The following is a 15,846-nucleotide window of genomic DNA, read 5'->3' on the forward strand; positions in this document are numbered from 1 at the left end:
GTTCAGCCAATCCTGATTTGTAGTACAGCACAAAATATCATTTAAGCGCAGTGACCAAGGCATTGACCTCCATGCGTTGCTGCAATTCGATGTCCCGAAAACCCACGTCAGCCATCTGCGCCAACACGACGGATTCGCGCATCACGTGAGTTTCCGACTCGTCGTTAAACAGATGGACTATCCAATGTTCGAGTAAATCCAAGCGGTTGATTTCGGTCAAAACCTTAAAGTAGCCGCCAACCTCTCGCTGTATGCTGCGGGTATGCGCGCTAATATCATCCAAAGCATACCGGTCGCCGTTGACGAATTTTCCACCCGGCTTTAATACCCGATATATTTCTCCCAACACTTGCCGCCGGTAATCGCTATGGAAATTATGCAAAGTGTATGCCGACGCCAAAATATCGACGCTGTTGCTCGCTAAACCCTGCAACGCCGTCAACGCATCCTCGCCGGAAAAACGTAATCTGCCCGCAGCAACCCAATCGCGCAAACTCTGCTTCGCCTGGTTTTGCATGGTGGGTTCGTTATCGACACTTAATATATTAAGGTTGTCCGCGGCGGTCAGGATCGCCAGCGTAGTAATACCCGTGCCGCCCCCGAGCTCAACCACTGCCTGCGGCGTGCCTTGCTCCTCACAGTAATTGCCAACAATTTCACCGACCAAGCGACTCATTTCCGTCGCAAATGGGCAGATCAAATTTAACATTTGATATTCTTGACCCATCACGCTGGAGAACATCGCATCGAAGCGGTTTTCGTCTGTCATGGTTGTGCTTTCAATTTTTGCTTTGCGTCATACGCTGCCAGTTGTTCAGGCGTGGCCTCGCGTTGATGTTTGTCTTTCCATTCACTGTACGGCATACCGTAGACAATCTCCCGCGCTTGCTCGTAATTGATGTCAATTTCACGCTCGGCTGCCGCGGCTGCATACCATTTAGCCAGGCAATTCCGGCAGAAATCGGCGAGCACCATCAGTTCGATATTTTGGACTTCGGGATGCTGTTGCAAATGGACCAGCAATTTTCTGAAAGCCGCGGCTTCCAGCTCGACGTTATTGGACTGAATCATGAAATCCTCCTTTAAAACCGGCATTTTAGCAGCAAAGCCGTTAGGTTCATGTACAATTGCAGCCAAAGATTCTACAATGAAGTAATTGATACTTGGGCTCTAATCGCGCTTTGTGAACACAATACACAGTTCATCCTTGGCTTTTTATCCGGTCGGCTATAACCAGCCGAGAGCCGCACGGCCGGATAATAATCTTGAACAAAAGCAAAAGCCTAATAATGACGAAACCGGGATACCTCGGCAGAATCCTGATTTACCTAAAACATCGTCAACCGCTCAAATCAAGGCCGCTTTGGCGGACAACGGATTGACCGTAAGCAATAACGACCAACCAAATAATTCGCGCACCTTGAAAGCATTGAACGCCTACACAGAAAACCGCAATCAACCCGCTCAAAACCGGGTTGCCGAGATCATTTCCGGTATCGATCTTTACGTCTAACTCCCTCCCATCTTTCAACACCAATCATGAAGCCGCTTTTAGAGTTTTTCCCAATCGTTCTATTTTTTGTCGCTTATAAACTGTACGACATTTACATTGCCACCGCCGTCGTAATCGCCGCCACGGTTGTGCAGGTCATCAGCTATTGGCTGCTATATCGTAAAGTGGAAACCATGCAGTGGATTACGCTAGGGTTGATTTTGGTCATGGGTGGAGCAACGTTGTACTTACAAGACGAGCAATTCATTAAGTGGAAACTGACCATAATTGAGTGGCTATTCGGCGGTGCATTTTTAGTCAGCCAATTCGTTGGCAAAAAGACTTTCATAGAACGCATGATGGGCGCAAACCTGGAATTGCCGGATCGCATCTGGAAACGCCTTAACATGAGCTGGTCCATGTTTTTTATCGGAGTCGGCTGTTTAAATTTGTACGTAATGGCGAACTACAGCACCGACGACTGGGTCAGTTTTAAAACTTTCGGTGTTCCTGGCCTGATGCTTATTTTTATTGCCGTACAAATAGTGTTCTTGTATAAGTTTATTCCCGCACCAGAGGCTAAAGAGTAATGTTGTATGCCGTCATTGCCGAAGATGTCGCGGACAGCTTGAGTAAACGCCTGGCCGCCCGTCCACAGCATCTGGAACGATTAACCGCATTACAAAACCAAGGCCGCTTGGTTTTGGCCGGGCCGCATCCTGCGATAGATAGTGATAACCCCGGCGATGCCGGATTTAGCGGCAGCCTGATTGTTGCCGAGTTTGCCAGTCAGCAGGATGCGCAAGACTGGGCCGATGCCGATCCTTACATCTCCGCGGGCGTCTATGCTCGTGTTACCGTTAAACCATTCAAACAAGTGTTTCCCCAATGACAGCCGACCATATCAGACAGAAGCTGGAAGAAGATTTTAAGCCAGAATTAATCGAAATCATCGACCATAGCGCTGCGCACGCCGGTCACGCCGGCAACAAAGGCGGCGGTCATTTCCATGTCACCCTCATATCCACTCAATTTGAAGGTAAATCCCTGGTACAAAGACATCAGCTGGTTTATCAAGCTTTGGGCGACATGATGAAGGATGAAATCCATGCCCTGGGCATTAACGCTTTAACCCCCTCTGAAAACAGCTAAAGGAAATTCTTAAGATGAAACTGAAACTTATTCCCCTGATACTAGCCAGTAGCGTATTGTTACCCGGTTGCTTCGAAGAAAAAGCTAAGGAAGCCGCCGCACCAGCAGCGCCGACTGTCAGCAAAGAGGACGCGGTTGCTTCGGTTAACGGCACCTATATCAGCAAGAAAACCTTGGAAACCTTGGAAAAGGAAATTGCGGAACGCAGCCAAGGCCAAACATTCCCCAAAGAACAGCTACTGGAAGAACTGATTCAACGCGAATTGCTGATTCAACAAGCGGTGCAAAAACAACTGGATAAATCGCCGGAAGTAATCGAACGCATGGCAACCGTAAGAAACTCCTTGCTGTCGCAAGCAGCGTTACAAGATTACCTAAAAGCCAATCCGGTCACCGACGAAGAAATCAAAGCGGAATATGACTCGAAAATGGCTAACATGGGCAGCGAATACAAAGCCCGTCACATTTTGGTTAAAACCGAAGACGAAGCAAAAAAACTGATTGCAGAACTGGAAAAAGGCGGGGATTTTACCGCGCTGGCTAAAAAGCATTCTATCGATCCAATGGGTTCCGAAGGTGGCGATTTAGGTTGGTTTACCGCAGACCGGATGGTCCCGCCATTTTCTGAAGCAGTGGTTGCACTGGAGAACGGCAAATTCAGCAAAACACCGGTACAAACTCAATTTGGCTGGCACGTGATTCTGCGCGAAGAGTCCAGAGCTTTGACACCACCGCCATTTGATTCCGTCAAAGAACAAATTCGCCCAATGTTACAGCGCCAAAAAGCGCAAGCCATGATCGAAAATTTGCGTAAAAACGCCAAAGTTGAAGTCTTGCTGCCACCGACACCGCCAAAGCAAGAAGAGGCTCAACCAACAGCGCCAGCTGATCAAGCTGCACCAGCTCCTGCTGCAGAGGCCACTCCGGCCGAACCGGCCAGCGCCGCACCTAACGCAGACGTAAAACCCACCGAACCTGCGGCTACAGCTAAATAACGCACACCCAACAGGGCGGTCCAACCGCCCTGTCTTTTTATAGTACAAGTCTTATATTGCTATAAGCTCAGCTTTCTAAATAACTATGCCGCTTGGACTTGAACTCGGGCGTGCATCTTCCGATTCTGCGTATTTTCATCCAGTAAAGCTTTAATACTGGCTGTGCATTTTCCACATACACCGCCCGCCCCCGTGCACTGCATTAGTTGCCTGCGATTGCACACACCTTGGCTAATTGCCTGCCTAACCTGCCTATCGGTGACCGCTTTACACACACATACGTACATGACACCCTCTCTTAAATCATATGCGCATTAATGATAACAATTATCATTTAAAAGTAAAGCATCCACCATCACATTTTTTTTCCACGCGAACTTCCGGAACCAATCAAAGTCCGAAGATGCAATTACCTTGCTTTGCTTAGGAAATACGCGGGATTGAGGCATGAACCCGAATTGCAAACCCGGGTTTGTTCATGATTAAATAGGACGATAACCTTTTCGTCATTTATTACAGAGCCAATGATGCAAGACTATCAAACCCAAAAACCCACCGTGTTGGAAATACTGGATACTCATCAAGCGATGCCGGGTAATCTGTTGCCCATATTGCATGGTATTCAGGACACACTGGGCTACATCCCGCCGGCTGCCGTAGTAGACATTGCCAAATCACTCAACCTTTCCCAAGCGGAAGTCCACGGGGTTATTAGTTTTTATCATTACTTCCGGGAAACTCCGCCCGGAGAGCACACGATAAGGATTTGTCGGGCCGAATCATGCCAAGCCATGAACGGTAAAGCATTGGAAACCCATGCCAAACAACAGCTTGGCATCGACTTTCACGAAACAACAGCCGACGGAATTTTTTCATTAGAACCTGTTTATTGTTTGGGTAACTGCGCTTGCTCGCCATCCATCACGATAGACGACGAGGTGATTGGCCGCGTCACAACCGAAAAATTCGACCGATTGCTAGCCACTTATAAAGGTGCCAAATAATGACCCGCGTATTCATATCCCGCGACTCCACCGCGCTTTCCTTAGGTGCGGAGCAAGTTGCCAAGGCCTTAGCACAGCAAGCCTCCAGCAAAAACCTATCAGTAGAAATTGTCCGCAACGGCTCGCGCGGATTGTTCTGGCTGGAAACCCTCGTAGAAGTCGAAACCAACCAGGGCAGAGTTGCCTATGGCCCAGTGCAAGCAGAAGATGTGGCATCTTTACTCGATGCCGGCTTGCTAGAAGGGAAGCAACACCCACTCTATTTAGGCAACATTGAAGAAATAGCTTATTTCAAAAATCAAAACCGTCTTACCTTTGCCCGCGTTGGCATAACCGACCCAGTCAATATCGACGACTATTTGGCTCACGATGGATACCGAGGTTTAAAAAATGCGCTGGCCTTACAACCAACCGAGATCGTCAAGCAAGTAACTGACTCAGGCTTACGCGGTCGTGGCGGCGCGGCGTTTCCAACCGGGATCAAATGGAATACGGTGTTAAACGCGCCCGCAGAGCAAAAATACATAGTTTGCAACGCCGACGAAGGCGACTCAGGTACCTTCTCCGACCGGATGATCATGGAAGGCGACCCCTTCGTATTGATCGAGGGTATGACTATCGCTGGCTTGGCGGTGGGCGCTACCCAAGGTTATATTTATCTGCGCGTCGAATATCCGCACGCCAAAATCGCACTGAATCAAGCCATCGAAGCCGCCTACAAAAACGGCTATCTGGGCGAAAACATTCAAGGTAGCGGCAAAACCTTCCACTTGGAAGTGCGTAGCGGCGCGGGCGCTTATATCTGCGGCGAAGAAACATCTTTACTGGAAAGCTTGGAAGGCAAGCGCGGATTAGTGCGTTTTAAGCCGCCGCTTCCCGCTATCGTCGGCCTGTTCGGCAAACCCACCATCGTCAACAACGTCATTTCGCTGGCTTCGATCCCGGTGATCCTAGACAAAGGCGGCGAATATTATAAAAACTACGGCATGGGGCGTTCGCGCGGTACCCTACCCCTACAACTGGCGGGCAACATCAAACATCCAGGGTTGTTTGAAGTGGCTTTCGGCATGACCTTGCGCGAGCTGCTTTACGATTACGGCGGCGGCTCCGCGAGCGGCAGGCCGATACGCGCGGTTCAGGTGGGTGGTCCATTGGGTGCCTATCTGCACGAAGGCCAGTTCGATACCCCGCTGGATTACGAAGCCTTCGCGGCAATATCAGCAGTATTAGGCCATGGCGGCATCGTGGTTCATGACGACACTGTCAACATGGCCGACATGGCCCGTTATGCAATGGAATTTTGTGTAGAAGAATCCTGCGGCAAATGCACACCTTGCCGAATCGGATCGACACGCGGCGTCGAAGTAATAGACCGCATTGTCGACGGCGTGCAAAAGGATAAAAACACCGTGTTGTTGCGCGATTTATGCGACACCATGACTTACGGATCTTTGTGTGCGATGGGCGGCATGACACCATTCCCGGTGTTGAGCGCGCTGAATCATTTCCCTGAAGACTTTGGCCTCGAAGCCGCCAAAGCCTGATCGATTACCAGGAGATAAATATGTCTGCCAATAACGAAATAGATTACGGAACTCCCGCGAGTTCGTCTGCAAATCAAGTCACTCTGGAAATCGACGGCCATAAGGTCACTGTCAATGCCGGCAGTTCCGTAATGCGTGCCGCCGCCGAAGCAGGGATCAGCATTCCTAAACTGTGCGCCACCGACAGCCTCGATCCGTTCGGCTCGTGCCGAATGTGTCTGGTGCAAATCGAAGGCGCCCGCGGCTATCCAGCATCTTGTACCACCCCGGTCGCCGAAGGCATGAAGGTCTGTACCCAGAACGATAAATTGGCCAGCATCAGACGCGGCATCGCCGAACTGTATATCTCCGACCATCCTTTAGACTGTCTGACCTGTGCCGCCAACGGCGACTGCGAACTGCAAGACACCGTCGGTCAAGTTGGCTTGCGTGAAGTCCGCTACGGCTTCGATGGCGAAAATCATCTGGATTCTGAAAAAGACACCAGCAATCCTTATTTCAGCTTTGATCCATCGAAATGTATCGTTTGCTCGCGTTGCGTGCGCGCTTGCGAAGAAGTGCAAGGCACTTTCGCCCTAACTATTGACGGGCGAGGCTTCGATTCCAAAGTCTCTCCGGGACAAAATCAGCCATTCATGGAATCCGAATGCGTATCCTGCGGCGCCTGCGTACAAGCATGCCCCACCGCGACGCTGATGGAAAAATCGGTCATCGACAACGGCGTACCGGAGCACAGCACCATCACCACCTGCGCCTATTGCGGGGTTGGCTGCTCATTCAAAGCCGAAATGAAAGGCGAACAACTGGTGCGCATGGTGCCTGACAAAAACGGCCAAGCCAATCATGGTCACTCTTGTGTAAAAGGTCGTTTCGCGTTCGGTTATGCCACCCACAAAGACCGCATCACCACCCCCATGGTCCGGGAAAAAATTTCCGATCCTTGGCGCGAAGTCAGCTGGGAAGAAGCCATTAGCTTTGCTGCCAACAAATTGAAAGGTATCCAGGCCAAATACGGTAAAGACTCAATCGGTGGTATTACTTCATCGCGTTGCACCAACGAAGAAACCTATCTGGTGCAAAAATTAATCCGCGCCGGCTTCGGTAACAACAATGTCGACACCTGCGCCCGCGTTTGCCACTCACCGACCGGCTACGGATTGAAAAGCACATTTGGTGAGTCATCCGGCACCCAAACCTTTGACTCGGTGATGCAGTCCGATGTGATTATGGTAATCGGCGCCAATCCGACTGACGGCCACCCGGTTTTCGGCTCGATGATGAAACGCCGCTTGCGCCAAGGCGCAAAACTAATCGTGGTCGATCCACGCAGCATCGATTTGGTGAGCAATAGCCCGCATGTAAAAGCCGACTATCATCTGAAACTGCGCCCCGGCACCAACGTTGCCGTCGTCACTGCATTGGCTCACGTCATCGTCACCGAAGGCCTGGCGGACGAAAAATTTGCGTTGGAACGTTGCGATGTCGAGTCGTTTAACAAATGGAAAACCTTCGTTGCGCTGCCTCAGCATTCACCTGAAGCCGTTGCCGAATTGACCGGCGTGCCTGCCGAGAGCATGCGCGCAGCAGCCCGCTTGTACGCAACAGGCGGTAATGGTGCGATCTATTACGGCTTGGGCGTTACCGAACATAGCCAAGGCTCGACGACCGTCATAGGTATCGCCAATTTAGCGATGGCTACCGGCAATATCGGCCGCGACGGCGTCGGCGTCAATCCATTGCGCGGACAAAACAACGTGCAAGGCTCTTGCGATATGGGCTCGTTTCCGCACGAGTTCGTCGGCTACCGCCATGTTTCCGATTCGCAAACCCGCATTCAGTTCGAGACAGCTTGGAACGTAGCGCTGTCATCCGAACCCGGCTTACGTATCCCGAATATGTTTGCCGCCGCTATCGACGGCAGTTTCAAAGGCTTGTACGTACAAGGCGAAGACATCGCTCAGTCGGACCCGGACATAACGCATGTTCACCACGCGCTACGCGAACTGGAATGCTTGGTGGTACAAGACATTTTCCTGAACGAAACGGCCAAATTCGCCCACGTATTCTTACCGGGCTCCTCGTTCCTGGAAAAGAACGGCACGTTTACCAACGCCGAACGCCGGATTTCACCAGTTCGCAAAGTCATGACCCCACTGGGCGGTAAGGAAGACTGGGAAGTGACCCAGGACTTGTCCAACGCGCTGGGTTATCCGATGAATTACAAGCATCCGTCGGAAATCATGGATGAAATCGCGGCTCTAACACCGCAATTCGCCGGCGTCAGTTACGAAAAAATCGACGAAATGGGCAGCATCCAATGGCCTTGCAACAACGAAACCCCGGACGGTACACCGATCATGCACGCCGATCACTTCGTCCGCGGCAAAGGTCGTTTCATGCTGACCGAATACGTTGCAACCGAAGAACGCACTAGCAGCAAGTATCCGCTGATCCTGACAACCGGCCGAATCTTGTCGCAATACAACGTCGGGGCGCAAACCCGCCGCACTGAAAACGTTGCTTGGCATGAAGAAGACCGTCTGGAATTGCACCCGCACGATGCCGAAGTCTTAGGCATCAGCGATGGCGATTGGTGCGGCGTGAAAAGTCGCTCCGGCGAAACGGTATTGCGCGCCAAGGTCACGGACCGCATGCAGCCGGGCGTGGTTTATACCACTTTCCATTTCCCGCATTCGGGCGCCAATGTTATCACCACTGATAACTCGGACTGGGCAACCAACTGTCCGGAATACAAGGTTACAGCGGTGCATGTCGCCAAAGTGGCGCAACCGTCGGCATGGCAACAGGAATACCAGGACTTTTCCGACAATCAGTTGTCTTTGCTGGAAAACCGCATCGCGGTCAACGAGTAAACCGCAACCGATTTATGGATGCAGTCTCAAGCGAACTGGGCTGGACCAGCTATCGAACCGGTACGTTCGATAGCTGGCGAGGGCCTATTCATACCGCGAAGGAAGATTATGTCGCCGAAGAAGTGCCAGTGGTGTTGGTCTACAACACCATCCCGCACGTGGTGATGTTGGCAACACCCCTTAATTTGGAAGATTTTGCGATGGGTTTCAGCCTGACCGAGGAAATCATCGGCCATCCATCCGAATTGCAATCCATACGTGTCGTACAACGCTCCAAAGGCGTTGAAGTCAGAATGACGATTCCGGAAGCCCGATTCGAGAAACTGCACGGCAAGGGCAAAAACATGACGGGCAGAACCGGTTGCGGTTTGTGCGGTGCCACTACGTTGGAACAAGCCATCCGCCACCCGCATCATGTCGGCCAAGGTTTAGCGCTTAGTGCACATCTATTGAGCAGCGGTTTCGCCGATATGGCCCAAAAACAATCTCTGAATTTATTGACCGGCGCGGTCCATGCGGCAGCGTGGCTGCATCCGGAACGCGGCATCGTTGCGGTTCGGGAAGATGTCGGCCGCCACAATGCGCTGGATAAACTGATCGGCTCATTAGCCAAAGCCAACTGCAATTTTGAAAATGGCTGGCTGCTAGTGACCAGCCGCGCCAGTTACGAAATGGTACAAAAAGCAGCCAGCGTTGGCATCACACTGCTGGCAGCCATCTCAGCACCTACCGCATTAGCGATTCAATTGGCGGAAGAGTGCGGACTGACTCTGGTCGGCTTCGCCCGTCACGAGAATCACATGATCTACACTCACCCTCATCGTTTACAACATTACCAAGAATCAGCCGCATAGAACATGGATAACCATAATCTCATTAAAATGGCCAATAACATTGGCGCTTTTTTTAAATCCGAACCCGACCGGGAATTGGCCATTAAAGGCGTTGAACAACATATCCGCAACTTTTGGGAACCGCGCATGCGTACAGCCATTATCGAATATGTGCAAAAAGGCGGTACGGAATTAATGGATATTGTGTCGGAAGCCGTATTGCATATTGCCAAATAATCTCTAGTTGGCTTAGCACTCAGCTGCAAATTACTTGAAATAAACGGTCAAGCTAATGACAGCTTTCCCCAAATAGGACCTATTTGGGGAAGTCTAGTCAGAAGTCCTTTGCTTAACGCGCGAACACCTTAATCGGCGGCGCTAAGGGGCTGAACCTCAGCGGGCAAGGTCGTACCCAAATACTTATTCAATTGGCCTTTGCTCGCTAAAATCCGAAATTGCGAGAACAACTCGTCATATTTGGCATTGATATACGAACTTTTGGCTATATAGGCCTCGTTGAAGGTATCCAACAAGTCCAATAACGTCCGTTGCCCGATATTGAATTGCTGCTGATAAGCGCTGATAGTCTTCTCGCTGGAATCGACGTGCTGTTTAAAAAACTCCAGCTGACTTTTCACGGTTTGGTGAGCCACCCACGACAAACGCATGCTTTCAATCACCTGCCTATGCGTATTATCACGAATATCCTTGGCCTGATTGATCAACTGCGCGGTTTGCTCGCGGCGGGCTACATCCTTACCGCCGTTAAAAATGTTATAGCGCATGCGTAACATTGCCGTCATATCCGAGTTGGTACCGCGAATCCCGTCCAGATTGTAGTTATGACTGACGCCGGTCTCAATATCAAAACGCGGAAAATAAGGCGCCATAGCCGTAGCATGTTGGGCAAATGCCGAATCGATATCGGAATTGGCCGATTTCAGAATAGGATGGTCGGCCAACGCTTCCTCTATAGCTTGATCAAGCGTCTGAGGTAATGCGGCTTCAGGGGACTGAATCGGCTGAATCCCTTCCGGCAGCATACCTATGACTCGCAAGAAACTGGTCTCGGCATCTTTCAAATTACCGATTTCGGACAACACATTCTTTTCCGCCAAGGCTACCCGGCCCATCGACTGGTCGACGTCGGCCCGTTTGCCCACGCCGCGTTCACTACGCAGTTTGATTTGATCGTTGGTACCTTGATGGCGTTGCAGATTTTCCTTAGCCAGATTCAACAACTCCTGACGCCGCAACACCTTGATATAGGCTTCAACACCATCAAGCGCGGTTATTTCCGATCGGCCAAATACGGTGTAAGCCCTTGAGTCGGTGCGAGCTTCCTGTCTCTCCACTTCATTCGGAGTAGCCAGGCCATCAAACAACATTTGTCTGGCCAGAATCGCCCCTTCCTCCCTATGATAAAAAACCGATCCGTCACCGCGGCCACGAGTGGTAGGGTTATTCGATTCTTCCCAGCCGATGCCGGCTGTGACATCCACCGTTGGGAAATAGCCGGCCTTGGCTTGGCCGATTTCCTCTTCAACCGCGCGGCGTTCTGATTTGGCAGCTTGGACTTGGGGATTTTCATCCAATACTTTCTGAATAGATTCTTGCAAACTCAACGCCTGGCTGCTGGATACACAGGCCAAATGCATGGCTATTCCTAAACTCAAACTCCTGCTGACTCTCATAACATTCCTCTCTGATATTGGTCGATTTCTTTTAACAATAGGGCTAATCTCAATCGGTCGTCGACATTCAATTTCCTAAAAATCGACGATAAATGCGCTTTTACAGTACGCTCGGAAATATTCATCGCAAAAGCAATACGCTTATTACTTTCGCCCTGCCGTATCATGTCCGCCACTTCCACTTCGCGCGCGGATAGACTAGCCAGTTGCTTTAGCTTTAGTTCGGTATCGACAGTATTAGGTGCAAGTTGTGGACGCCTGGCACTGGTCAACACACCAATGACCTTGGGCACCAAAGCCCGACGAATCCAAATATCGCCCGCCAAAATACAAGCTACCGCACGAGTTAAAAGCTCCGACGCTTCGGATTGTTCGCAATAGCCGGCGGCACCGTTAATCAGCACCTCGATCTGCTTATGTTCCGGCCAATCGCAACCCATCACCAGAAACCGGACCTTTTTGTTAGCAAAAACCGTTAACAAGCTGGCATCGTCATCCAGTTTTTTTGCATCGAAAATCACTGCATCGGCGGTATATTCACCGCGAATACTGTGCAGCATACTAACGTTATATTCCGCGATCAGCGCATGAGTCCACTGCGCCGTCAGCTGAGGATTATTGGAATAAATCAGTATGTTAGCCACAAATGTAATTGTTGTTATGAGTTATCGTTCTCTTAAAGCCCTATCCCTGGCTTTCAATATCGGCTTCAAGAGGTAATCAAGCACTGTTTTTTTTCCGGTCAAAATATCAACTTCCGCGGTCATCCCGGCAATGATTTCCAAGCGTTCGCCGCCCTTTTCCAGGTAATTTTTAGCGGTGCGCAAACGAATCAAGTAGTAACTGTCTTCATCTTTCTTTTCGCCGGGTATGCTGTCGGCGCTGATATGTTCCAAAGAGGCCTCCAGGCCGCCGTAGATCGAAAAATCATAAGCGCTTAGTTTTACCACAGCTTTCTGCCCAGGGCGAAGAAAAGCAATGTCCGCCGGCCGAATTTTCGCTTCTATCAACAACTGATCTTCCAGCGGCACGATTTCCAGCAAATCCATGCCGGGTTGAATAACGCCACCCACCGTAGCCACCTTGATGCGTTTTACCGTGCCTTTTACCGGCGACAGCACTCTAGTACGGCTAACCCTATCTTCTAGAGCAACGGCAGATTCGGATGTACGATCCAGTTCCGCCTTCACTTCGTTCAACTCTTTCAAGGCTTCGGTTTTATAACGAATCTTGATCTCCGCTAATTTGTTACGCGCTTCGTCCAATGACGAACGTAGCCGCGGCATCGCCAGATTGGCAGAATTCAGTTCGCCCTTCAAATCGTTGGCGGCACGCTGCAAACGCAATAATTCAACTTGCGACATCGCCCCGTCAGCCACCAGCGGTTCAGACATCTTCACTTCGTCTTGCAATAATTTGTAGCTACGCGCCAACTGGTCACTTTTCGATTGAATTTCAATAATTTCCTGCTCTTTCTGCCGTACCTGCTCGGCGAAAATGTCGCTATTCGATCTTATTTCGCTCTGCTTGGAAACCAGCAATTGCCTGGCATTCTCAGCAATTTGCGGCGCGTTTTTCAAAACCTCCTCAGGAATCGCCAAAGGCGTGCCATTGACTTCGGCATTCAAGCGCGCGGTATTCGCCAGTAACTCGTAATACTTTAACTTGGCTTCCTTAAACGAGGAAGCAAAACGGACTTGATCGAGTTGCAGCAACACTTGATCCTTGTCCACCAGTTGGCCTTCTTGAACCAATATTTCCGAAACGATACCACCCTCCAGATTCTGCACCACCTGGACCTGACTGGACGGTATGGTCTTGCCGTCACCACGTGTGACTTCGTCCAAGCTGGCAAATCCGGCCCAAACCAAGGCCACCACCACAAATGCCACCGAGGACCACAGGATCAAATGGCTTTGCAAGGGTAATTCGTAAAGATTGGCGGCGTTGACGTCACTTAAAAAGCCCTGATCTTCGGCTCGATAGCGATGCTCAGCGCGCCACTCGGCTATTTTTTTCAACATATCAAATAGCCACCTTGATCTGTCCTTGGCGCAAGGCTTCCAGCACATGGTCCTTAGGGCCGTCTGCGACCATATGTCCGCCGTCCATTACGATCAATCTATCCACCAAACTCAGCAACGACATGCGATGCGTAACCAGTATCAGAGTCTGTTCGCCCAATTGCGCAGCAAACCGCTGTTTAAACGCCTCCTCGCTACTGTTGTCCATCGCGTTGGTCGGCTCATCCATAATAAAAATGGATGGCGACAACAGCAAAGCTCTAGCCAGCGCAATACTCTGCCGCTGCCCACCGGACAAGGATGCACCGCGTTCGCCCACTTGCAAATCAAAACCCGCAGGATGTTTACTGACGAATTGATCCACACCGGCAATCGCCGCCGCTTTTAACACCGTAGCGTCATCGGCGTAGCGTGAACCCAAGACAATATTGTCCTTCACGCTACCGAACATTAAGGCAATATCTTGCGGCACATAGCCGATTTGCCGGCGTAAATCGGAAGGATCGATTTGGCGAATATCGGTGCCGTCTATCAATATCGAACCCTCTTGCGCCTGATATAAACCCAGCATCAATTTTTCCAACGTACTCTTGCCGGAACCGATGCGGCCGATAAACCCCACGCGCTCACCAGCCTTGATCTTAAACGTTATGCCGTCCAGGGCCTTGACCGGTTGCTGCGGATAGCTGAAACGGACGTGCTTGAACTCTATCTCGCCCTTGAAACCCGGCCTATGCAAATAGTCCTTACCACTCTCGCGTTCCACCGGTAAGGCCATCATGCGGTTAAACGACCCCAAGGCGGTCACAGCTTGATGGTAACGGGTCAATAGTGCGGCGACCTGCCCCACCGGCGCCAAGGCCCGCGAGGTCAACATTGTGCAAGCCACCAAGCCGCCGGTCGTCAAATCGCCATCCGTAATCTGGTAGACACCGGCCACCACCACCAATACCGATGCCAATTGCTGTAGGAAAGCAGTCAAATTGACGGTTAAGCCGGCATAAAACCGCGACTTTAACCCCAGCCGGGCAATTTCGCCGACATTCTGTTCCCAACGGCGCTGCAATTGCCCTTCCGCACCGGCCGTTTTGATAGTTTCCAGATTGGACAGCGCTTCCACCAGTGTGGCATTTTTCTCGCCGCCGAATTTGAACATGGCGTTGATCGTGTTCTTTAACGGCGCCTGCAAGGCGATACCAATCAACATGGCCAACGGTAAAATCGCCAACGGAATCAAAGCCAAACTGCCGCCGACGCTATAAATAATCACTAAAAACAAAAACAAAAACGGCAAGTCGATCAATGTCACCAGCGTCGCCGAGGTCAAAAACTCGCGAAACGATTCGAATTCGCTCAGGTTGTTGGCAAATGCACCCACCGATGGCGGCCTGGCTTCCATGCGAATATTCATCAGTTTTTCAAAAATATTCGCCGACAAGATAATATCGGCGCGCTTACCGGCCGCATCGATAAAATAACTTCGCAGCAGCTTCATCGCCAATTCAAAGCCAAACACGATCAACACGCCTACCGTCAGTACCCACAAGGTTTCCAGCGCGTGATTCGGCACCACGCGATCATACACATTCATGAAAAATAACGGCGCCGCCAAAGCAAACAGATTGATTAATACCGAGGCCGCCAACACTTCCGCATAAATCGGCCAAGATTTATACAGGACGTCCCAAAACCAATGTTTGACCTTAGGCACCGCCGATTCCGCGGTTCTGCCGTCAAAGCGATGCTGTAATTGCACAAAAAAAGCCGAACCGCTGTAACTGGCTTGCAGCTCCGCAACGCTAACAATCTTTTCGCCGCTCTCGGTTTCCGGCAACACCACGGTATAGTTTTCTGCGTTCTTGGCAAGCAACACGCAGGCGTTGCCATCTTTAAGCAACAACACTGCCGGCAGCACCAAATTGGAAATTTTCTGCAAGGGCCTGCGCAACAAGCGGCTGGTCAAACCGGCGCGTTCAGCGGCTCGCGTAAACAAGGCCGGTGTTAATTTATTATCGACTAAGGGCAGCCCTGCCACCAAGGCCGTGGCGGTTTGCGGGATATGCAACAACTTGCAGACCGACAGCAAAGCCAACAATAAAGGATCGTCAAACGTGGAATCTGCTGGTCCGGATATCTGGCCGCTATCAGGCATGGAGGATGTGAGTAGAAGTTATAGTTCTTATAACGCTTAGGCGCGCTACTGTACTTAAGTATTATAAAGCGCTGCCATTACAA

17 protein-coding genes are annotated in these 15,846 nt (G+C 50.7%); 10 read left to right on the forward strand and 7 right to left on the reverse strand.

Features of this window, described 5'->3' with window-relative positions; translation table 11 throughout:
* Positions 1-37 precede the first annotated feature (37 nt).
* Together QLH52_RS08255 and QLH52_RS08260 are read right to left on the reverse strand one after the other, a co-directional pair.
* Positions 38-769 carry a class I SAM-dependent methyltransferase gene (locus QLH52_RS08255; RefSeq protein ID WP_319961208.1) on the reverse strand — a complete coding sequence of 244 codons (732 nt, stop codon included), beginning with the start codon at positions 767-769 and terminating at the stop codon, positions 38-40.
* The gene (locus QLH52_RS08260) at positions 766-1,071 is read right to left on the reverse strand and encodes a DUF1244 domain-containing protein (RefSeq protein ID WP_171696314.1); all 306 of its coding nucleotides are present in this window, start codon (positions 1,069-1,071) and stop codon (positions 766-768) included. The genes QLH52_RS08255 and QLH52_RS08260 overlap by 4 nt, the downstream gene beginning before the upstream one ends.
* A gap of 112 nt (positions 1,072-1,183) precedes the next feature.
* Here QLH52_RS08260 and QLH52_RS08265 point away from each other — a divergent pair, with 112 nt between their 5' ends.
* From QLH52_RS08265 to QLH52_RS08285, 5 genes are read left to right on the forward strand one after another with little or no spacing between them, the layout of a single operon-like run.
* Positions 1,184-1,513 carry a hypothetical protein gene (locus QLH52_RS08265; protein ID WP_205453542.1) on the forward strand — a complete coding sequence of 110 codons (330 nt, stop codon included), beginning with the start codon at positions 1,184-1,186 and terminating at the stop codon, positions 1,511-1,513.
* Between the two features lie 26 nt (positions 1,514-1,539).
* Positions 1,540-2,082, forward strand: coding sequence for a septation protein A (locus QLH52_RS08270; protein WP_033158845.1), 543 nt, complete (start codon positions 1,540-1,542; stop codon positions 2,080-2,082).
* On the forward strand, positions 2,082-2,384 hold the full coding sequence (locus QLH52_RS08275) for a YciI family protein (RefSeq protein ID WP_033158844.1): 303 nt from the start codon (positions 2,082-2,084) through the stop codon (positions 2,382-2,384). Before QLH52_RS08270 ends, QLH52_RS08275 begins: the two co-directional genes overlap by 1 nt.
* A complete protein-coding gene (locus tag QLH52_RS08280) occupies positions 2,381-2,644 on the forward strand; it encodes a BolA family protein (protein WP_319961209.1) in 264 nt (87 codons plus the stop codon). The genes QLH52_RS08275 and QLH52_RS08280 overlap by 4 nt, the downstream gene beginning before the upstream one ends.
* Positions 2,645-2,658: 14 nt before the next feature.
* Positions 2,659-3,639 (forward strand): peptidylprolyl isomerase, encoded by a 981-nt coding sequence (locus QLH52_RS08285; protein WP_319961210.1) that lies wholly within the window; start codon positions 2,659-2,661, stop codon positions 3,637-3,639.
* Positions 3,640-3,722: 83 nt separating this feature from the next.
* Here QLH52_RS08285 and QLH52_RS08290 read toward each other — a convergent pair whose 3' ends face one another.
* Positions 3,723-3,926 carry a (2Fe-2S)-binding protein gene (locus QLH52_RS08290; RefSeq protein ID WP_084153452.1) on the reverse strand — a complete coding sequence of 68 codons (204 nt, stop codon included), beginning with the start codon at positions 3,924-3,926 and terminating at the stop codon, positions 3,723-3,725.
* A 240-nt stretch (positions 3,927-4,166) separates the two neighbouring features.
* Between QLH52_RS08290 and QLH52_RS08295 the strand changes: the two genes are divergently transcribed.
* The 5 genes from QLH52_RS08295 to QLH52_RS08315 are packed head-to-tail and all read left to right on the forward strand — an operon-like array spanning position 4,167 to position 10,130.
* A complete protein-coding gene (locus tag QLH52_RS08295; RefSeq protein ID WP_033158843.1) occupies positions 4,167-4,643 on the forward strand; it encodes a formate dehydrogenase subunit gamma in 477 nt (158 codons plus the stop codon).
* Complete coding sequence (locus QLH52_RS08300; protein ID WP_319961211.1) at positions 4,643-6,187, forward strand: formate dehydrogenase beta subunit; 1,545 nt, start codon at positions 4,643-4,645, stop codon at positions 6,185-6,187. Before QLH52_RS08295 ends, QLH52_RS08300 begins: the two co-directional genes overlap by 1 nt.
* 20 nt (positions 6,188-6,207) lie before the next feature.
* The gene (gene fdhF / locus QLH52_RS08305; RefSeq protein ID WP_319961212.1) at positions 6,208-9,060 is read left to right on the forward strand and encodes a formate dehydrogenase subunit alpha; all 2,853 of its coding nucleotides are present in this window, start codon (positions 6,208-6,210) and stop codon (positions 9,058-9,060) included.
* 14 nt (positions 9,061-9,074) lie between these two features.
* On the forward strand, positions 9,075-9,914 hold the full coding sequence (fdhD, locus tag QLH52_RS08310; protein WP_319961213.1) for a formate dehydrogenase accessory sulfurtransferase FdhD: 840 nt from the start codon (positions 9,075-9,077) through the stop codon (positions 9,912-9,914).
* 3 nt (positions 9,915-9,917) lie between these two features.
* A complete protein-coding gene (locus tag QLH52_RS08315; protein ID WP_205453537.1) occupies positions 9,918-10,130 on the forward strand; it encodes a formate dehydrogenase subunit delta in 213 nt (70 codons plus the stop codon).
* Positions 10,131-10,258: 128 nt separating this feature from the next.
* On the opposite strand, the gene QLH52_RS08320 is transcribed toward QLH52_RS08315, so the two are convergent.
* Genes QLH52_RS08320 through QLH52_RS08335 form a run of 4 tightly spaced genes read right to left on the reverse strand, consistent with a single transcriptional unit; the run spans position 10,259 to position 15,763 of the window.
* A complete protein-coding gene (locus QLH52_RS08320; RefSeq protein ID WP_033158839.1) occupies positions 10,259-11,551 on the reverse strand; it encodes a TolC family outer membrane protein in 1,293 nt (430 codons plus the stop codon).
* A 32-nt stretch (positions 11,552-11,583) separates the two neighbouring features.
* On the reverse strand, positions 11,584-12,231 hold the full coding sequence (locus QLH52_RS08325) for a response regulator transcription factor (protein WP_033158838.1): 648 nt from the start codon (positions 12,229-12,231) through the stop codon (positions 11,584-11,586).
* 21 nt (positions 12,232-12,252) lie between these two features.
* The gene (locus QLH52_RS08330) at positions 12,253-13,611 is read right to left on the reverse strand and encodes an HlyD family type I secretion periplasmic adaptor subunit (RefSeq protein WP_033158837.1); all 1,359 of its coding nucleotides are present in this window, start codon (positions 13,609-13,611) and stop codon (positions 12,253-12,255) included.
* Between the two features lies 1 nt (position 13,612).
* Positions 13,613-15,763 (reverse strand): type I secretion system permease/ATPase, encoded by a 2,151-nt coding sequence (locus tag QLH52_RS08335; RefSeq protein WP_319961214.1) that lies wholly within the window; start codon positions 15,761-15,763, stop codon positions 13,613-13,615.
* Positions 15,764-15,846: the final 83 nt, after the last annotated feature.

It is taken from the genome of Methylomonas defluvii, from assembly GCF_033949435.1.
Classification (GTDB): Bacteria; Pseudomonadota; Gammaproteobacteria; order Methylococcales; family Methylomonadaceae; genus Methylomonas; species Methylomonas defluvii.